We start from the raw sequence: 19,296 nt of genomic DNA, 5'->3' as shown, positions 1-19,296 counted from the left end.
AATGGAACTGGCCAGCCTGATCGGACGCCTCAACCCGGACAACCGTCGCGCCCTGGAACGAGCCGCGCAACGCTGCATGCAGCGCAGCCATCACTACGTGGAAATCGAACACCTGCTGCTGGAGTTGCTGGACATCGAAGGCGGCGACTTCGCTTGCCTGCTGCCGCGCTTTGGCCTGGAACGTGATGCGGTGGCGGCGGAAACCAACAAGGCCCTGGACCTGTTCAAATCCGGCAGCACCCGTACGCCCGCCCTGTCGGCGCAAACCATCGGCCTGCTGGAAGACGCCGTGGTCCAGGCCAGTGTGTTGGGCCTGGACAGCATTCGCTCCGGACTGTTGCTGTTGGCGCTGCTGGACCGTGACGAGCGTCGCAGCCTGCTGCTCAACAGCGCCTCGTCATTGCTGCGCATTCCCCGGGACGCCCTGCGCGCCCATTTACTGGAGTGGACTGAGAGCTCCCGCGAACATGTCGGCGGCGTGCGTGCGGTCAAACCCGGTGAGGCGCCGCAGAAACAGGACCCGGTCCTCGACCAATACACCCAGGACCTGACCGCCGACGCCCGGGCCGGACGCATCGACCCCATCGTCGGGCGCGACGGCGAGATTCGCCAGTGCATCGATATCCTGCTCAGGCGCCGACAGAACAACCCGATCCTGGTGGGCGCGCCAGGTGTCGGCAAGACGGCGGTGGTGGAAGGCCTGGCCCTGCGCATCGCGGCGGGGGATGTGCCGCCATCCTTGCAGGAGGTTACGCTGCGGGTGCTTGACCTCGGCTTGTTACAGGCCGGCGCCGGCGTCAAAGGTGAATTCGAACAGCGCCTCAAAGGTGTGATCGACGCGGTACGCAGCGCGGAAAAACCGATCATTCTGTTCATCGACGAAGCCCACACCCTGATCGGTGCCGGCGGCGCAGAGGGCGGCAGCGACGCGGCCAACCTGCTCAAACCGGCCCTGGCCCGGGGCGAGCTGCGCACCCTGGCCGCCACCACCTGGCTTGAGTACAAAAAATATTTCGAGAAAGACCCGGCCCTGGCCCGGCGTTTCCAATTGGTGCAAGTCGAAGAACCGGACGAACTCACCGCCGTGGAAATGCTCCGTGGCGTAGCGACCAAGCTGGAACAGCACCACGGTGTGCAAGTGCTGGACGCAGCCATCCACGAAGCGGTGAAACTGTCCCACCGCTACATCTCCGGACGACAGTTGCCGGACAAAGCCATCAGCGTGCTCGACACCGCCTGCGCCCGGGTCGCCCTCGGCCAGCATGATGTACCGCCGCCCCTGGAAAGCCTGCGCCACCGCCAGAACAGCCTCAAGGACGAAGTCGAACGCCTGCGCCGGGAACAGGCCACTGGCCTGGATCATCGCGAACGCATCACCCTGCTGGAAGGCGAATCGACCAGCAACGTGCAGGCCATTCGCGAGCTGGAAACCCGCTGGGGCGAAGAGCGCGAAGCGGTGCGCGAATTGCTCGACACCCGGCGCGAACTGCTCGCCCTGAGCGAACGCGCCGACAGTGAAAAACCCGACACCGAGATCGATAACCGCATCGACCACCTGGCCGCCGAACTGTTGCGCCTGGAAGCCGGCCTCGATGCCATTCGCCAGGACGATCCGCTGGTGCCGGAACAGGTGGACAGCAAGACCGTCGCCGCCGTGATCGCCGGTTGGACCGGCATCCCGGTGGGCAAGATGCTCGCCGACGAAGCCCACGCCGTACGCACCCTCGGCCAGCGCATGGGCCAGCGAGTCATGGGCCAAGGCACGGCGCTAAACACCATCGCCCAACGCCTGCAAGCCTACCGCGCCGGCCTCACCGACCCGCAGAAACCGGTCGGGGTGTTCCTGCTGGTGGGGCCCACCGGCGTGGGCAAGACCGAAACCGCCTACGCCTTGGCCGATGCCTTGTACGGGGGCGAGCGCAACCTGATCAGCATCAACCTTTCCGAGTATCAGGAAGCCCACACCGTCAGCCAACTCAAAGGCGCCCCGCCCGGCTACGTCGGCTACGGCAGCGGTGGCGTGCTCACCGAGGCGGTGCGGCGCAAACCCTATTCAGTGGTGCTGCTGGATGAAATCGAAAAAGCCCACCCGGATGTGCTCGAGGCGTTCTACAACGTCTTCGACAAAGGCCTGATGGAAGACGGCACCGGCCTGGTGGTCGACTTCAAGAACACCGTGATGCTCGCCACCAGCAACGTCGGCGCCGAACTGCTGCTGGACACACCGGCCGCGCAACTGGGCACTGATGCCTTCAACGAATCCTTGCATAAAGTCCTGCTGCAAGCGTTTCGCCCGGCGTTCCTGGCACGCATGACCGTGGTGGCGTATCGACCGTTGGATGAAGCGACGCTGGAGGGGATTGTCCTGGCGAAACTGGAGAAATTGCGCGGGCGCTACAAGGCCGCGACGGGCAAGCAGTTCGAGTTCGATGCCGGAATCGTCAAGGCTGTGTTGGCCAAGTGCAGCGCGGCGGGGGCACGGGATGTCGAGAATGTGTTGATGACACAAGTGACGGGAAAACTGGCGGAGTGGGTGTTGGAATGATTTCCCATGAATACGCAACCCAATCTATCAACGAGGTTTATTAAATGTCTGCGATAACCGTTTGGAGCTGTATCCAGTCGTACCGTACGAGCAAGGCTCAGGACTTGGATCGAATCTTCATATCGCAACATAAAATAATTGAATGCCTGGAAGGCTATAGCGGAAAAGATGAGTACCACGGTCATGAATCAGGCCCTGCAGGTGGGCCGGAATCCCCCGCGGCAACTATCAACCTGGACAAGGCTATTGCCTATCTGGAGCTGAACAAGCCAACGATTGCCCAGGAAGAAAAGAAAACCAGGAGCATGAATCATCTCCAAAAGAAGAGCCTGAGCCAGACCGAAACGCTGATCCAGATAATCAATGACAACGACAATCTAGGTGCGATCCCCACTTTACTGCATAGCAAAGCGACTGAGCTCAAAACCACACAGCCCTGGTATGACATCCGGTTGGTCTGGGGGGCATTTGAAGCCAAATATCGCTCGAAAAAAAATAAAGCCCCCCAAAAAACCAATTACAAATGAACCGAAATCGATACCCGAACCGTAGGGTCACCTGTTCAAACGTCGCCGATTGAAAGGCAGCCGCCTTTGCTGAGGATGTTCGATGCCCCGCTTCACCGACAGCAATACCACCCTCTCCCTCACCGCCGCCTCGCTGTCGGCGCTGTACCCTGAATCACTGTCGGGCGAAGAAAGCCTCAATGCATTGGGCTCGCACATCCTCAACGGCATCAACGACGGTGCGTCCCTGACACTCACCAGCGCCGTCGCCAGCCATGTCACCACCACCCTGCACAAGGATGCGCTGCTGCGCCCGCTGGATTTTCTGGTGGCTGAAATCCGTCAGCTTCCAGCTGATGCCACCGCCGAACGCTATCAACTGGTACTGCGTCCCTGGCTCTGGTGGCTGAGCCTTGCCAGCAACAACCGCGTGTTCCAGAACCTCGCCACGGCGGACATCGTCACCACGATTTTCAAGGCCCATGGCTTCACCGATTTCCAGCTCAAACTCACCGGCAGCTACAGCCCGCGCGAATACTGCGTGCAATACGGCGAGACTGATCTGGCGTTCGTCTCGCGCCTGATGGAAGAGGACGGGATCTTCTGGTTCTTCACCCATGAAGACGGCAAGCACACCCTGGTACTGGCCGACAGCAACGACGCGTTCGCGCCCATCCCCAATGGGCCGACAGTGAACTATCTCGGGCAGAGAATGGGCGAGCGGGAACTGCACGGCATCCGCTCGGGGCAAGTGTGCCTGCAAGCGGTGGCCGGGGTTTACCAAGCGACCGATTACGAATTCACCACACCGACGACGTCGCTCTACAGCCAGGCCGAAGCCGTGGCCGGACCGAGCTCGATGTACGAGCATCCGGGCGGTTATACCGTCAAGGGTCAAGGCGACGCGTTGACCAAGCAGCGGGTGGATGGCCTGCGCAGCCAGGAGAAGCGTTTTGTCGGCGAGAGCGACTGCCGCTGGTTGGTACCGGGGTATTGGTTCACCCTCGCTGGCCATGAAGACACGACGCTGAATATCGATTGGGTGGTGACCTCGGTCAGCCACGAAGCCAGCCACGAGCACTATCGCAACCGCTTCGAAGCGATCCCCAAGGCCACCGCTTATCGACCGGCCCGCACCACGCCAAAACCGCGCATGCACACCCAGACGGCACTGGTGGTGGGCAAGGCCGGTGAAGAAATCTGGACCGACGAATACGGGCGGATCAAGTTGCAGTTCCCCTGGGACCGCACCGGCAAGAACGACGAAACCTCGTCCTGCTGGGTCCGCGTGGTCCTGCCCTGGAGCGGCAAGGGCTTTGGCATGCAGTTCGTGCCGCGCATTGGCCAGGAGGTCATCGTAACCTTCATCGACGGCGACCCGGACCGACCGCTGGTAACCGGCTGCGTCTACAACGGCGACAACGCCTTGCCCTATGCGTTGCCGGCGAACCAGACCCAGTCCGGAATCAAGACCAATTCATCCAAGGGCGGCGGCGGCTTCAATGAACTGCGTTTCGAAGACAAGAAGGACGCCGAGGAGGTGTTTCTCCAGGCCCAGAAGGACTTCAACATCAACGTGCTCAACGACACCACCGCCACCGTCGGCCATGACGAAACCCTCACCGTGCAGAACGCCCGCACCCGCACGGTCAAGGAAGGCGACGAGACCATCATCCTGGAGAAAGGCAAGCGCAGCGTGACCCTCCAGACCGGCAGCGACAGCCTCGATGTGAAAGACACCCGCACCGTCACCGTGGGCTCGGACCAGAACCACAGCACGGGCGGCAACTTCGCGCACAAGGTCACTGGCAACTACGACTTGACGGTGGACGGCAACCTGACCATCAAGGTCAGCGGCACCCTGACCCTGCAAAGCGGCGGCAGTTTCGCGATCAAGAGCGGCGCGGACCTGGCGGCCCAGGCCAGCACATCGATCAGCCAGAAAGCCGGCACGGCCCTGAGCAACCAGGCCGGTACGTCGCTGGAAAACAAGGCCGGCACCACCCTGACCAACGATGCCGGTATCAGCCTGGTGAACAAGGCCGCCGCCGAACAGACCGTGGACGGCGGCGGCATGCTGACGATCAAGGGCGGCCTGGTGAAGGTCAACTGACAGGAGCGCAGCGATGGCCTTGAAAAGACTGGACCTGGAGCATGACGACAGCCGGCTGAGCGGGCAATTGGTCGATGGCCGGCTCGACGGCGCACTGCAGATCGAAGAAGCACAACGACCGCAGGCAAAACTCAACTACAGCCAGGGTGAACTGCAAGGCACCAGCACCCTGTATCACCCGAATGGAAAGGTCTCGGCAGTGTTGCCGTTCGTGAAAGGCAAGTTGCAGGGCGTGGCGAGCTTTTACGCGGCCGAAGGTGGATTGCAGCGCCAGGCCTCTTACCGTCGCGGGTTACTGCACGGTGAGGCGAACAACTACTTCCCCGACGGGCAACTGGCCGAAGCCGAGTTCTATCGCGACGGCGTGCGCGACGGCCGCTATCGCCGCCTGCACGCCAATGGCAACCCCGCGGTCGAAGCTCGCTACCTCAACGGCCAACTGCTGGAACCGGCCCACACCTACGCTGAAGACGGCCGGCCACTGGATGCCGACGGCAAGCCGATCTCCCGGGTGCGCTGGTGGTTCAGGCGCTGGAATGATCCGGCGCAGGCGTGACGATGGCATCTGGAGTGGACCTCATATTTGAGGGGCCACTGGGAAAAGTGTGGGAGCGGGCTTGCTCGCGAAAGCGGTGGGTCAGCAACATTAGTATCGACTGACACTCCGCCTTCGCGAGCAAGCCCGCTCCCACAAGGGTTTGTGGTGAAACGCCATTCTGCGCCCACTTCAGACAATGCGAGCGCTGCCGGATGACCTATCAGGGAATCAACATCTGCACCTGCCCCGGCACCACGATCTTGATCACTCCGGCCCAGGTGCACATCAAGGTGCTGTTGGCGTCGATGGCCGGCATGTTGCCCAGCAACAGGGTCGGCGCGCCGCCGGGGATCCATGGGGTGGCGGTGGCGGGAATGCACGGCATGGGGGTCAGTACGCCCAAGGCTGCCGCAGTCGCCGCGGCCACGGTCGGGTTCGCCAGGCTCTGGCACATGCCGAAGGTGGTGATGTTCACCAGCGGGATGTGATCCATGATGTTCGCCGCCGGCATCCCGCCGGTCAGCAGGCGATTGACCGGCAACACATTGAGCACCGCCGGGGCCGCGCCAAAGCTGCATTGCAAGGTTGCGGTGCCACAGACTTGCGGGCATCCCATCGCGGTTGCTCCCTGAAAGCGACAGACCTTCAAACCTTAGCCCGTGCACCGCCACCGCGCACGCCAGCGTGCATCAGGCCCGCTGATTATCCGGCAACACGCTAACCTATAAGACCCGGGCGCGCTTGTGACGCCTCCCACGCGCCATTAGATTAGCCAATGATCGATGGTCTCCAAAATAAGCAGAAGGGATAAGCATGGCGTTTACTGATCAGTCCACCCGCGTGCGCGACGGTGAAGAACTCGATGCCAACCTGATCGACCCGTACCTCAAGGCCCACATTCCAGGCCTCACCGGCCTGCCACGGATCAGCCAGTTTCCCGGTGGCGCGTCGAACCTGACCTACCTGCTGGAATACCCCGAACAGGAATTCGTCCTGCGCCGTCCGCCGTTCGGTCACAAGGCCAAGTCCGCCCACGACATGGGCCGCGAATTCCGCATTCTCAATCAACTGCGCGAGGCTTTCCCCTACTGCCCGAAGGCCTATGTGCACTGCACCGACGATTCGGTGATGGGCGCCGAGTTCTACGTGATGGAACGGGTCAAGGGCATCATCCTGCGCTCCGAGCTACCGCCGGAGCTGGGTTTCGACGCCGCCCGCACCGAAACGCTGTGCAAGAGCTTCATCGACAGGCTCGTTGAATTGCACCGGGTCGACTATAACGCCTGCGGCCTGGCCGACCTGGGCAAGCCCGAAGGCTACGTGGCCCGGCAGATCCGTGGCTGGAGCGACCGCTACGAAAAAGCCCTGACCCCCGACGCGCCGAAATGGGAGACGGTCAAGGCCTGGCTCAACGACAAGATGCCCGCCGACCATCCCACGTCGAGCATCGTCCACAACGACTACCGCTTCGACAATGTCATCCTTGACCCCGAGAACCCGATGCAGATCATCGGCGTGCTGGACTGGGAACTGACCACCCTTGGCGATCCATTGATGGATTTGGGCAACAGCCTCGCCTACTGGATCGAGGCCGGCGACCCGGCACCGGTGCAACTGATGCGCCGCCAGCCCAGCCACGCGCCTGGCATGCTGACCCGCCGCGAGTTCGTCGATTACTACGCCGAGCGCGCCGGGATCCGCATCGACAACTTCGACTTCTATTACACCTACGGCCTGTTCCGCCTGGCCGGCATCGTCCAGCAGATCTACTACCGCTTCTTCCACGGCCAGACCCAGGACAAACGCTTCGCGCAGTTCGTTCAGATGAACAAACTGCTGGAGCAGATGAGCCTGCAGGTCATCGGCAAATCCACGCTCTGAGCGCACCTATAACAAGGAAACAGCATGTCCAAGACCCAGTTGTTCGACCTCGACGGTAAAATCGCTTTCGTTTCCGGCGCCAGCCGCGGCATCGGCGAGGCCATCGCTAAGTTGCTGGCCCAGCAAGGCGCCCATGTGATCGTGTCCAGCCGCAAGCTCGACGGTTGCCAGCATGTGGCCGACGCCATCATCGCCGCCGGCGGCAAGGCCACCGCCATCGCTTGCCACATCGGGGAAATGGAGCAGATCAGCCAGGTGTTCGCTGGCATCCGCGAACAGTTCGGGCGCCTCGACATCCTGGTGAACAACGCCGCCACCAACCCGCAATTCTGCAATGTGCTGGACACCGACCTGGGTGCATTCCAGAAAACCGTGGACGTGAACATTCGCGGCTACTTCTTCATGTCGGTGGAAGCCGGCAAGCTGATGCGCGAGAACGGCGGCGGCAGCATCATCAACGTGGCGTCGATCAACGGCATCTCGCCGGGGGTCTTCCAGGGCATCTACTCGGTGACTAAGGCCGCGGTGATCAACATGACCAAGGTCTTCGCCAAGGAATGCGCGCAGTTCGGCATTCGCTGCAACGCCTTGCTGCCGGGCCTGACCGACACCAAGTTCGCCTCGGCGCTGGTCAAGAACGACGCCATCCTGAAAACCGCCCTGGCGCAGATCCCCCTCAAGCGCGTGGCCGACCCGAGCGAAATGGCCGGTGCGGTGTTGTACCTGGCCAGTGATGCGTCGAGCTACACCACGGGCGTGGCGTTGAATGTGGATGGTGGGTTCCTGTCCTGACAGCGAGCGCCATGACATACCTGTGAAATCCCTTGTGGGAGCGGGCTTGCTCGCGAATGCGGTGGACCAGTTGATACAGCTGTGACTGACCCACTGCATTCGCGAGCAAGCCCGCTCCCACAGGGGATATGTAGTGACGACAAAAATGAATATTTATTCCACCATTTGCAATTAGAGAATATTTATTCCATAAATAGCCCTTCTGAAAATAAAAATTCAAAGGGCTCTTTCTCATGCGTGAACTCGGCATCGGTCTGATTGGCACCGGCTTCATGGGCCGTGCCCATGCCTTGGCGTTCCACAATGCCAAGGCGGTGTTCGACCTCCCCCTGAACCTGACACTCGCGGCCCTGGCCGACGCCGATCCTCAGCGTGCCCGACAGTGCGCCCAAAGCTGGGGATTCGAGACCGCCCACAGTGACTGGCAACAGCTGATCGACGACCCCAAGGTCAACCTGATCGCCATCACCACCCCCAACCACCTGCACTTCCCGATGGCCATGGCGGCGCTGGCGGCGGGGAAACCGGTCTATTGTGAAAAGCCCCTGGCGGTGTCCCTGGAGCAAGCCGAGCAGATGCGCCAGGCGGCCAGGGCCGCCGGCGTAGTGACGCGGGTCGGCTACAACTATCAGCACAATCCGATCATCCAACTGGCGCGGGACATGATCCAACGCGGCGAACTGGGGCAGATCATCAGCTTCCAGGGCGAATTCAGCGAAGACTTCATGGCCGACCCGACCTCGCCGTGGTCATGGCGTTGCGAAGCGGCCCACGCTGGCGGCGCACTGGCCGACCTGGGCAGCCATTTGCTGGCCATGGCCCGGCATTTGTTGGGCGATGTCGAGGCGGTGTGCGCCGACAGTCAGACCGTGCATCACCAACGCCCTGCCAGCGCCGGCAATGCCGAACAACGCGCCATCGCCGTGGACGACCAGATCCACGCCCTGCTGCGTTTCGCCAACGGCGCCCGAGGCACGGTGAGCAGCAGTTGGCTCAAGCATGGCTACAAGAACCATCTGAGTTTCGAGATCAGTGGCACCCTGGGCACATTGGCCTTCGATCAGGAACGGCTCAATGAGCTGCGCCTGTGTCGCGTCGGCCAGTCAGGCTTCCAGCGTCTGCTGGCCGGCCCGGACTTGCCCGGCTATGCCGCATTCAGCCCGGCCGCCGGACACCAGTTGGGCTACAACGAATTGAAGACGCTGGAAGTGCAGGAACTGATCATGACGCTTGCCGGCGAAGGCGGCAGCGGGACGGACTTCGACGAGGCCTGGGAGGTGGAGCGGCTGGCGGCGGCGATTCGGGTGGCGGCGAGGGAGCAGCGTTGGGTGAAAATCAGTGAATAGTCACTGCCCGCCGCTGATCCGCTTTTGTGGCGAGGGAGCTTGCTCCCGCTGGGCTACGAAGTAGCCCCAAAACCATTCACCTTGGTGTGCCAGGTTGATTGCGTTCAGCCTCTTGGGGTTGCTTCGCAACCCAGCGGGAGCAAGCTCCCTCGCCACGGGGGACGGGGTCAATCTGAATGTTGGGTTTACAACTCAACCAACCGCGCCGCCAGCGCCTTGGCCTGGCTCGCCACGTCGGTCACGGCGGTGCTTTCCCACCACATCCCCCGCAGCGGCGGGCCCATGGCGAACAGGCGGCTGGCTGGCTTGCCTTCAGCGTCCAGCACCGCACCGTCAGCACGGGCGGCAATACCCAGGGCCAGCGGCCCCGGCTGGATCAGACCGCGGGCCAGCAGTTGTTGCGGCAACGGCCGTGCAACCCGACGCCAGTCATATTCAATGCCACTGGAGTTGATCAGCGCGGCGCCCAGCACCACTTCCAGTCCTGCCTCACCCCGGCGACGGATGCGAATACCCACCGAGCCATCGGGGGACGCCGCCAGCCCCTTGAACGACGCCGCCTGAATCCGCAACCGCCCTTCCCCATGCAAACGCGCCACCAGCTCCGCGCTCAACGGTGGCGAGCGATGGTGATGACTCTCCCACCACGGCCGCACATGCCGCACGAACTGTCGGCGCTGCACGTCGCTGGCCTGGTTCCACAAGCGCCCGATGTGCGCGCGCACGGTGTCCAGCGGCGCTTGCCAATCGATCCCCAGGGCGTGGGCTTGGCGGCATTGCTCACGCAGGGCACGCATCAGTTGGCGGGGCGAACGCAGGCTGTGATCTTCAGCGAGGAAATCCACCCAGGCCGGTGGCTGGCGGCGCACGTGGGGCAGCAGGCCATGGCGGGAAAACACTTCGATCGGCCCGCGGTGCCCGGCCTGCTCCAGGGACACCACGGCGTCGACCATGGTCAGCCCCGAGCCGATGATCAGCACCGTCGACTGCGGGTCGAGCTGGCGCATCGCAGCCACATCCCAAGGATCCAGGGCCGCGGCATTCAAGCCGCTGGATTCGGTCTGCGGGGTGCGCGCCGCCGGGAACATGCCGGTGGCGAGCACCGCGAAACGGCCACGCAAGAGTTGGCCGTCGTCCAGCGTCACCATCACGGCATCGTCGGCAAGCCGCAGGTCCACGGCTTCCCCGCACACGTGCTCGGCGGTCGAATCGTTTTGTGCGCCCAACTCGCGAGCCTCGGCCAGGCGTTGCTGCACGTAGAGGCCGAATATCCCCCGGGGCGGGAACAACTCGCTGATCGGCACGTGCTGTTGATCCGACTCGGGCCAGCCGCCGGCTTCGATGAACGCGGTGAGCCATTGGGTAAGGTCATCGGCGTTGTCCGGGTCGACACTCATGCGCGCCGCGTTGCCGTTCAAGGTGTGGCCAAGTTCCACGGCACTGTAGGCTTCGCCCCGGCCCAGTTCACTGCGCGGCTCGACGATCAGCACCTCGCGCCGACCCGGCAGGCGCAGCAACTGCGCGGCCAGCATGGCACCGCTCAGGCCGCCGCCAATGATCAGGATATCGGCTTCGCGGATGAGGCCGCGGCCCCGTCGCTCCAGCGCTGTGTCCATACCGTTCTCCCCAGGCATCAAATCACCACGTTGCGGACGAATCTCGCCGCCACCGGCCCATCGTTGCGATAGGCATGGGGCTGGTTGCTGGCGAACATGAAAAACTCACCGGCGCCAATGCGGCGCTCCTCGCTGCCCAACAGCAGGGTCAGGCAGCCCTCGAAGACATAGAGCTGCTCGCTCCAACCGTCGGCGTCGGGTTCGCTAGGGTAATGCTCGCCGGGTTCCAGGCGCCATTCCCAAAGTTCGACTTCGCGGCTGGCGGTGGCTTTGGCCAGCAATACGGCTTTGCTGCCGGGAATAATGCCGGCCCAGGCCAGTTCGTTGATGCGGCTCGGATCGCGGGCGTCGGGGGCCTGGATCAAGTCGCTGAAGGCCACGTCCAAGGCTTCGGCGACCCGGTCAAGCGTGGTCAGGCTGACGTTCTTTTCCCCGGCCTCGATGGCCACCAGCATCCGCCGGCTGACCCCGGAGCGTTCCGCCAGCGCGGTCTGGCTGAGCTGCGCGGCGTGCCGCAGGCGTCGGACATTCTGGCTGACGTGTTGCAGGACGGAGGCCCGCTGGCCATTTTCTTTGTGCACTGTATGGCTCATCTGTTGGGGTTGCGCATTATACTGCCCAACTGTTCGGACGCATTGTGCGTCCGCCTCAAGTGGCGCGCAAGGTCATGGCATCGGTGAACTCCCCCCAAGCTTCCTCCCGTTTCTCCCGGTTCAGCAAGGCCGAATGTGTGCTGGTGCTGATCACCATGATCTGGGGTGGGACTTTCCTACTGGTGCAGCACGCCATGACGGTCAGCGGGCCGATGTTTTTCGTTGGCCTGCGCTTCGCCGCCGCGGCTGCGTTTGTCGCGCTGTTCTCCTGGCGCCACCTGCGGGACCTGACCCTGTTCGAACTCAAGGCCGGGTGCTTCATCGGCGTGGCGATCATGCTCGGCTACGGCTTGCAGACCGTCGGCCTGCAAACCATCCCCAGCAGCCAGTCGGCGTTCATCACCGCGCTCTACGTGCCGTTCGTGCCGCTGTTGCAGTGGCTGGTGCTGGGCCGGCGGCCTGGGCTGATGCCCAGCCTTGGCATCATGCTGGCGTTCACCGGGCTGATGCTGGTATCGGGGCCCGCCGGGGCATCGCTGAACTTCAGCCCCGGAGAAATCGCCACGCTGATCAGCGCCATCGCGATTGCCGCCGAGATCATCCTGATCAGCGCCTATGCCGGCCAGGTCGACGTGCGCCGGGTGACCGTGGTGCAACTGGCAAGCACGGCGGTGCTGGCGTTCCTGATGGTGGTGCCGACCCAGGAAGCGATTCCAGACTTTTCCTGGCTGCTGCTGGTCAGCGCCGTCGGCCTGGGGGCCGCCAGTGCAGCCATTCAGGTGGCGATGAACTGGGCACAGAAAAGTGTCTCGCCCACCCGTGCCACGCTGATCTATGCCGGCGAGCCGGTGTGGGCCGGCATCGCCGGGCGCCTGGCGGGCGAACGGTTGCCGGCGATTGCCTTGTTTGGCGCGGCGCTGATCGTGGCGGCGGTGATTGTCAGTGAGCTGAAGACTCGGGGCAAAGGTGTGGTCGTGGAAGATGAGGTGCTTGAGCGTGAGCGTTAAGTCCATCGAGAAATCGTTGTTCTTCTATCCTCCTGAAACAACTCAAGGCAGGAAAACTCCACCTACCTTGTAGGATTCTGCGACACCCTCGCGGTTGGTGATCTGGAATACGCCACGTATGATCCCTCACAACCTCCCGCCGAATAGAAGCCTATGTCACTGATAGTTCTATTGCTTTTGCCCTTCATCGGCAGCTGTGTCGCGGCGCTGCTGCCGCATAACGCCCGTAACGCCGAATCCTTGCTGGCTGGCCTCGTGGCCCTGGCCGGCACTGTTCAGGTGGCCTTGCTGTACCCGCAGATCGCCGGCGGCGGCGTGATTCGTGAAACGTATTCCTGGCTGCCCAGCCTGGGCCTGGATTTCGTGCTGCGCCTGGACGGTTTCGCCTGGCTGTTTTCGTTGCTGGTGCTGGGCATCGGCACGCTGGTGTCGCTGTACGCCCGCTATTACATGTCGCCGGACGATCCGGTGCCGCGCTTCTTCGCCTTTTTCCTGGCGTTCATGGGCGCCATGCTCGGGCTGGTGATTTCCGGCAACCTGGTGCAGATGGTATTTTTCTGGGAACTGACCAGCCTGTTCTCGTTCCTGCTGATCGGCTACTGGCACCACCGCGCCGACGCTCGGCGCGGGGCCTACATGGCGTTGATGGTGACCGGTGCCGGCGGGCTGTGCCTGTTGGCGGGGGTGATGCTGCTCGGCCATGTGGTCGGCAGCTATGACCTGGACAAGGTCCTGGCCGCCGGCGACCTGATCCGGGCGCATGCCCTCTACCCCATCCTGCTGCCGCTGATCCTGATCGGCGCCTTGAGCAAAAGCGCGCAATTCCCTTTCCACTTCTGGCTCCCTCACGCCATGGCTGCTCCGACGCCGGTGTCGGCGTACCTGCACTCGGCGACCATGGTCAAGGCCGGGGTGTTCCTGCTGGCGCGGCTGTGGCCGTCGCTGTCGGGCAGCGAAGAATGGTTCTACATCGTCAGTGGCGCGGGGCCTGTACGTTGTTGCTGGGCGCCTATTGCGCGATGTTCCAGAACGACCTCAAGGGGTTGCTGGCCTACTCCACCATCAGCCACCTCGGGCTGATCACCCTGCTGCTGGGCCTGAACAGTCCGCTGGCGGCCGTGGCGGCGGTGTTTCATATCCTCAATCACGCCACCTTCAAGGCTTCGCTGTTCATGGCCGCCGGGATCATCGACCACGAAAGCGGCACCCGGGATATCCGCAAGCTCAGTGGCCTGGTCCGACTGATACCGTTCACCGCCACCCTGGCCATGGTGGCCAGCGCGGCGATGGCCGGGGTGCCGCTGCTCAATGGATTCCTCTCCAAGGAAATGTTCTTCGCCGAGACCGTGTTCATTTCCGCCACGGCCTGGGTCGAGCTGGCGCTGCCGATCATCGCCACCATTGCCGGGACCTTCAGCGTCGCCTACTCCCTGCGCTTTACCGTGGACGTGTTCTTCGGCCCCACCGCCACCGACCTGCCCCATACGCCCCACGAGCCACCACGCTGGATGCGCGCCCCGGTGGAGTTGCTGGTGTTCACCTGCCTGCTGGTGGGGATCTTCCCGGCCCAGGTGGTCGGTTCGTTGCTCGCGGCAGCCGCGTTGCCGGTGGTTGGCGGTACGCTGCCAGAGTACAGCCTGGCGATCTGGCACGGCCTGAACGCGCCAATGATCATGAGCCTGGTGGCGATGTCCGGCGGCATCGTGCTGTACCTGCTGCTGCGTAATCAGTTCCGCCAGGGGCACATCAAACACCCACCGTTCATTGGTCGACTCAGTGGCAAGCGGCTGTTCGAGCGTTGCCTGGTGCTGATGATGCGCCTGGGTCGACGACTGGAACGCCGGATCAGCACCCGCCGCCTGCAGGCCCAGTTGTTCCTGCTGGTGCTGGCCGCGGTACTCGCCGGGTTGATCCCGATGCTGCACAGCACGCTGGTCTGGGGCGACCGGCCGAAGATCCCCGGCTCCATCGTGTTCGTCAGCCTGTGGTTGCTGGCGATCACCTGTGCCCTGGGCGCGGCCTGGCAGGCCAAGTATCACCGGCTCGCGGCCCTGACCATGGTCAGCGTCTGCGGCCTGATGACCTGCGTGACCTTCGTCTGGTTCTCCGCGCCCGACCTGGCCTTGACGCAACTGGTGGTGGAAGTGGTGACCACGGTGCTGATCCTGCTGGGCCTGCGCTGGCTGCCACGGCGGATCGAGGACGCGTCGCCGTTGCCCAACAGCGAACGACGCGCACGCATCCGGCGCCTGCGGGACTTGCTCTTGTCCATCGCGGTGGGCGGTGGCATGGCGCTGTTGTCCTACGCCATGCTGACCCGCCAGACGCCCAACGATATTTCTTCGTTCTACCTCAGCCGCGCCCTGCCCGAAGGCGGCGGCAGCAACGTGGTGAACGTGATGCTGGTGGATTTCCGTGGCTTCGATACGCTGGGGGAAATCACTGTGCTGGTGGCGGTGGCCCTGACGGTGTTTGCCCTGCTGCGACGCTTCCGGCCGCCGAAGGAAAGCATACAACTGCCGGCGCAACAGCGTCAGTTGGCGCCGGACGTGGTCACCGACCTGGTCAACCCGCGGCATGCCAGCGACACCGCGCTGGGCTTCATGATGGTGCCGTCGGTGCTGGTGCGCCTGCTGCTGCCGATCGCCCTGGTGGTATCGTTCTACCTGTTCATGCGCGGTCACAACCAACCGGGCGGTGGCTTCGTCGCCGGGCTGGTGATGTCGGTGGCGTTCATCCTGCAGTACATGGTCGCCGGCACCCAGTGGGTCGAGGCACAAATGAGCCTGCGGCCGCTGCGCTGGATGGGCACCGGGCTGTTGTTCGCCACCGCCACCGGCCTGGGGGCGATGGCCGTGGGTTATCCGTTCCTGACCACCCACACCTGGCATTTCGAATTGCCGCTGTTGGGAGACATTCACCTGGCCAGCGCGCTGTTCTTCGACATTGGCGTGTACGCCGTGGTGGTCGGCTCGACGCTGTTGATCCTCACCGCCCTGGCGCACCAATCGGTGCGGGCCCATAAACCGGGCCTGCAAGCCAAACCCATCGCCCCCGTCAAAGGAGCCACCGTCTGATGGAAGAAGTCATCGCAATCGCAATCGGCGTATTGGCCGCCTCGGGCGTCTGGCTGGTGCTACGGCCACGGACCTTCCAGGTGGTCATGGGCCTGTGCCTGCTGTCCTACGGCGTCAACCTGTTCATCTTCAGCATGGGCAGCCTGTTCATCGGCAAAGAACCGATCATCAAGGACGGCGTGCCCCAGGATCTGCTGCACTACACCGACCCACTGCCCCAGGCCCTGGTGCTGACCGCCATCGTGATCAGCTTCGCCATGACCGCGCTGTTCCTGGTGGTGCTGCTCGCCTCCCGGGGCCTGACTGGTACTGACCATGTGGACGGTCGGGAGCCCAAGGAATGATGTTGACGCCCCACTTGATCGCCGCGCCCATCCTGCTGCCGCTGCTGACCGCCGCGTTGATGCTGATGCTGGGTGAGAAACACCGCCCGCTCAAGGCTCGGATCAACCTGCTCTCCAGCGTGCTGGGCCTGGGCATCGCTGTGTTGCTGCTGCACTGGACCCAGGACCAGGCCCTGCCCGCGTCCATTGGCGTGTATCTGCCTGGCAACTGGCAGGCGCCGTTCGGCATCGTACTGGTGGTCGATCGGCTGTCGGCGCTGATGCTGGTGCTGACCGGCATCATCGGCGTCAGCGCCCTGCTGTTCGCCACCGCCCGTTGGGACCGCGCCGGAGCAAGTTTCCATGCGCTGTTCCAGATCCAACTGATGGGCCTCTATGGGGCCTTCCTGACGGCGGACCTGTTCAACCTGTTCGTGTTCTTCGAAGTGCTGCTGGCGGCCTCCTACGGGTTGATGCTGCACGGTTCGGGCCGGGCGCGAGTGTCGTCGGGGCTGCATTACATTTCCATCAATCTGTTGGCCTCGTCGCTGTTCCTGATCGGCGCGGCGCTGATCTATGGCGTCACCGGCACGTTGAACATGGCCGACCTGGCCTTGAAGGTGCCCCTGGTGCCGGAAGCCGACCGTGGCCTGCTGCACGCCGGGGCCGGGATCCTTGCGGTGGCGTTCCTGGCCAAGGCCGGCATGTGGCCGCTGAACTTCTGGCTGGTGCCGGCCTATAGCGCGGCCAGCGCGCCGGTAGCGGCGTTGTTCGCGATCATGACCAAGGTCGGCGTCTACACGATTTTGCGCCTGTGGACGCTGCTCTTCTCCAGCCAGGCCGGTGCCTCGGCGTTTTTTGGCGCCGACTGGCTGATCTACGGCGGCATGGCGACCATCGTCTGCGCGGCCATCGCCATTCTGGCGGCCCAACGGCTGGAGCGCATGGCCAGCCTGAGCATTCTGGTTTCGGCCGGAATCCTGCTGTCAGCGATTGGTTTCGCCCAACCCAACCTGGTGGGGGCGGCACTGTTTTACCTGGTGAGTTCGACCCTGGCACTCTGTGCGCTGTTCTTGCTGGCCGAACTGATCGAACGCTCGCGCTCGGCCAACGACATGTCCCTGGACGATGACCTGGATACCTTGCCACGGCCAATGGAGTCCCTGGAACCGCCCAAGGGCATCAACCTCGATGACGAACAGAAAGCCGTGGTCGGGCAAGTGATCCCCTGGACCATGGCCTTCCTCGGCTTGAGTTTCATCTTCTGTGCATTGTTGATTATCGGCATGCCGCCGCTGTCGGGGTTCATCGGCAAGTTGAGCCTGCTGAGCGCCTTGCTCAATCCCCAAGGGCTTGGGGCCAGCGCCGGGGCGCCGGTGTCGAATCAGGCCTGGGGGCTGCTGGCGTTGCTGATCCTGTCCGGGCTGGCCTCGTTGATTGCGTTTTCGCGCCTGGGTGTCCAACGCTTCTGGACGCCGCAAGACCGACCGTCGCCGTTGCTGCGGCCTTTCGAGTGCCTGCCGATCATCCTGTTGCTGGGCCTGGGCATCGCCTTGACGTTCAAGGCCGAGCCGTTGCTGCGCTACACCCAATCCGCTGCCGATGCGTTGAACAATCCGGAACACTACGTGATGTCAGTGCTCGCCACCCGCGCCGTCCCGAACCCCGAGGCCAGCGCCGCATTGCAGGAGGTGCAGCCATGAAACGCCTGTTTCCCGCACCGTGGCTATCCCTGGCGCTCTGGTTGCTGTGGCTGGTATTGAACCTGTCCCTCAGCGCCGGCCATCTGCTGCTGGGGGCTGCGCTGGGTTTCCTGGCCCCCCTGATGATGCGCCCGCTGCGTCCGCGGCCGATCCGCATCCGGCGACCGTGGGTGGTGCTGCGGTTGTTCCTGTTGGTGGGCCGCGACGTGGTGCTCTCCAACCTGACGGTGGCCTGGGGTGTGCTGAACGCCGGGCGCCGCCCGCCCCGCTCGCGGTTCATCAAGGTGCCGCTGGAGCTGCACGATGCCAACGGCCTGGCAGCCCTGTCGATGATCACCACGGTGATTCCGGGGACGGTCTGGTCGGAACTGGCCCTGGATCGCAGCATCCTGCTGATGCATGTCTTCGACCTGGAGGACGAGGCGTCCTTCATTGCGCACTTCAAGGCCACCTATGAGCGCCCCTTGATGGAGATTTTCCAGTGAGCCCGTTGCTGTCCAATGCGATCCTGCTGAGCCTGTTCCTGTTTTCCCTGGCGATGGTGTTGACCCTGCTGCGGCTGTTCAAGGGGCCTTCGGCACAGGACCGGGTCTTGGCCCTGGACTATTTGTACATCGTGGCGATGCTGATGATGCTGGTGCTGGGCATCCGCTACGCCAGCGACACTTATTTCGAGGCGGCGCTGCTGATCGCCCTGTTCGGCTTTGTCGGCTCGTTTGCCCTGGCCAAGTTCCTGTTGCGTGGCGAGGTGATCGAATGACTGGCGAACTGTCGATGTGGGTGCAAATCCCGGTAGCGATCCTGCTGGTGCTCAGCAGCCTCTTCGCCCTGGTCGGGGCCATTGGCCTGGTGCGACTCAAGGACTATTTCCAGCGCATGCACCCGCCGGCCCTGGCTTCTACACTGGGAGCCTGGTGCGTGGCGCTGGCTTCGATCATCTATTTTTCGGCGCTCAAGTCCGGGCCGGTGCTGCATGCCTGGCTGATACCGATCCTGCTGTCCATCACCGTTCCGGTGACCACCCTGCTGCTGGCCCGGGCGGCGTTGTTTCGCAAGCGCATGGCTGGGGATGATGTGCCGGCGGAAGTGAGCAGCCGTAGAGCCGAGAACGACGGCTGACCGCCGCTTGAGCAGAACACCATTGTGGCGAGGGAGCTTGCTCCCGCTGGGCTGCGCAGCAGCCCCGAAACCTGCCACCTCGGAGTGTCAGGCTGTTTGTGTTCAGCTTTTGGGAGGGCTGCGCCCTCCAGCGGGAG

15 protein-coding genes and 2 pseudogenes are annotated in these 19,296 nt (G+C 63.4%); 14 read left to right on the top strand and 3 right to left on the bottom strand.

Features of this window, described 5'->3' with window-relative positions:
- Window position 1 precedes the first annotated feature (1 nt).
- From tssH to CD58_RS11990, 4 genes are all read left to right on the top strand, one after another.
- Window positions 2–2,545 carry a type VI secretion system ATPase TssH gene (gene tssH, locus CD58_RS12005; protein WP_025213237.1) on the top strand — a complete coding sequence of 848 codons (2,544 nt, stop codon included), beginning with the start codon at window positions 2–4 and terminating at the stop codon, window positions 2,543–2,545.
- A 44-nt stretch (window positions 2,546–2,589) separates the two neighbouring features.
- Window positions 2,590–3,072 carry a hypothetical protein gene (locus CD58_RS12000; RefSeq protein ID WP_025213236.1) on the top strand — a complete coding sequence of 161 codons (483 nt, stop codon included), beginning with the start codon at window positions 2,590–2,592 and terminating at the stop codon, window positions 3,070–3,072.
- A gap of 82 nt (window positions 3,073–3,154) precedes the next feature.
- Window positions 3,155–5,164: a type VI secretion system tip protein VgrG gene (gene tssI, locus CD58_RS11995; RefSeq protein ID WP_025213235.1), complete on the top strand. Its 2,010-nt coding sequence runs from the start codon at window positions 3,155–3,157 to the stop codon at window positions 5,162–5,164.
- Between the two features lie 13 nt (window positions 5,165–5,177).
- On the top strand, window positions 5,178–5,720 hold the full coding sequence (locus CD58_RS11990) for a toxin-antitoxin system YwqK family antitoxin (RefSeq protein ID WP_025213234.1): 543 nt from the start codon (window positions 5,178–5,180) through the stop codon (window positions 5,718–5,720).
- 202 nt (window positions 5,721–5,922) lie between these two features.
- Here CD58_RS11990 and CD58_RS11985 read toward each other — a convergent pair whose 3' ends face one another.
- Complete coding sequence (locus CD58_RS11985; protein ID WP_025213233.1) at window positions 5,923–6,318, bottom strand: DUF4280 domain-containing protein; 396 nt, start codon at window positions 6,316–6,318, stop codon at window positions 5,923–5,925.
- Window positions 6,319–6,515: 197 nt separating this feature from the next.
- Between CD58_RS11985 and CD58_RS11980 the strand changes: the two genes are divergently transcribed.
- From CD58_RS11980 to CD58_RS11970, 3 genes are all read left to right on the top strand, one after another.
- Window positions 6,516–7,583, top strand: a complete 1,068-nt coding sequence (locus tag CD58_RS11980) for a phosphotransferase family protein (protein WP_025213232.1) — start codon at window positions 6,516–6,518, stop codon at window positions 7,581–7,583.
- A gap of 24 nt (window positions 7,584–7,607) precedes the next feature.
- Window positions 7,608–8,375 (top strand): SDR family oxidoreductase, encoded by a 768-nt coding sequence (locus tag CD58_RS11975; protein ID WP_025213231.1) that lies wholly within the window; start codon window positions 7,608–7,610, stop codon window positions 8,373–8,375.
- Window positions 8,376–8,608: 233 nt separating this feature from the next.
- On the top strand, window positions 8,609–9,721 hold the full coding sequence (locus tag CD58_RS11970) for a Gfo/Idh/MocA family protein (RefSeq protein ID WP_025213230.1): 1,113 nt from the start codon (window positions 8,609–8,611) through the stop codon (window positions 9,719–9,721).
- 185 nt (window positions 9,722–9,906) lie between these two features.
- Here CD58_RS11970 and CD58_RS11965 read toward each other — a convergent pair whose 3' ends face one another.
- Window positions 9,907–11,337, bottom strand: coding sequence for an FAD/NAD(P)-binding protein (locus CD58_RS11965; RefSeq protein ID WP_025213229.1), 1,431 nt, complete (start codon window positions 11,335–11,337; stop codon window positions 9,907–9,909).
- A 17-nt stretch (window positions 11,338–11,354) separates the two neighbouring features.
- Entirely contained in the window at window positions 11,355–11,918 is a 564-nt protein-coding gene (locus tag CD58_RS11960) for a helix-turn-helix domain-containing protein (protein WP_025213228.1), read from the bottom strand.
- Window positions 11,919–11,921: 3 nt separating this feature from the next.
- Here CD58_RS11960 and CD58_RS11955 point away from each other — a divergent pair.
- The 7 genes and pseudogenes from CD58_RS11955 (at window position 11,922) to CD58_RS11925 (ending at window position 19,159) form a co-directional block, all read left to right on the top strand.
- Window positions 11,922–12,937 (top strand): annotated as a pseudogene (locus CD58_RS11955) (DMT family transporter).
- Between the two features lie 153 nt (window positions 12,938–13,090).
- A pseudogene (locus CD58_RS11950) lies at window positions 13,091–16,014 on the top strand (monovalent cation/H+ antiporter subunit A).
- Complete coding sequence (locus tag CD58_RS11945) at window positions 16,014–16,358, top strand: Na+/H+ antiporter subunit C (RefSeq protein ID WP_003202835.1); 345 nt, start codon at window positions 16,014–16,016, stop codon at window positions 16,356–16,358. The pseudogene CD58_RS11950 and the gene CD58_RS11945 overlap by 1 nt, the downstream one beginning before the upstream one ends.
- Window positions 16,355–18,040 carry a monovalent cation/H+ antiporter subunit D gene (locus CD58_RS11940; RefSeq protein ID WP_025213226.1) on the top strand — a complete coding sequence of 562 codons (1,686 nt, stop codon included), beginning with the start codon at window positions 16,355–16,357 and terminating at the stop codon, window positions 18,038–18,040. The genes CD58_RS11945 and CD58_RS11940 overlap by 4 nt, the downstream gene beginning before the upstream one ends.
- A complete protein-coding gene (locus CD58_RS11935; RefSeq protein ID WP_025213225.1) occupies window positions 18,037–18,525 on the top strand; it encodes a Na+/H+ antiporter subunit E in 489 nt (162 codons plus the stop codon). Before CD58_RS11940 ends, CD58_RS11935 begins: the two co-directional genes overlap by 4 nt.
- Window positions 18,522–18,800 carry a K+/H+ antiporter subunit F gene (locus CD58_RS11930; protein ID WP_024780040.1) on the top strand — a complete coding sequence of 93 codons (279 nt, stop codon included), beginning with the start codon at window positions 18,522–18,524 and terminating at the stop codon, window positions 18,798–18,800. Before CD58_RS11935 ends, CD58_RS11930 begins: the two co-directional genes overlap by 4 nt.
- Window positions 18,797–19,159 carry a Na+/H+ antiporter subunit G gene (locus CD58_RS11925; protein WP_025213224.1) on the top strand — a complete coding sequence of 121 codons (363 nt, stop codon included), beginning with the start codon at window positions 18,797–18,799 and terminating at the stop codon, window positions 19,157–19,159. The genes CD58_RS11930 and CD58_RS11925 overlap by 4 nt, the downstream gene beginning before the upstream one ends.
- The last annotated feature ends 137 nt before the right edge of the window (window positions 19,160–19,296 follow it).

Origin of the sequence: Pseudomonas brassicacearum (assembly GCF_000585995.1) — a bacterium.
GTDB lineage: Bacteria > Pseudomonadota > Gammaproteobacteria > Pseudomonadales > Pseudomonadaceae > Aquipseudomonas > Aquipseudomonas brassicacearum_A.
The sequence above is the reverse complement of the archived record's forward strand: the minus strand, read 5'-3'. Positions and strand labels throughout refer to the sequence as shown.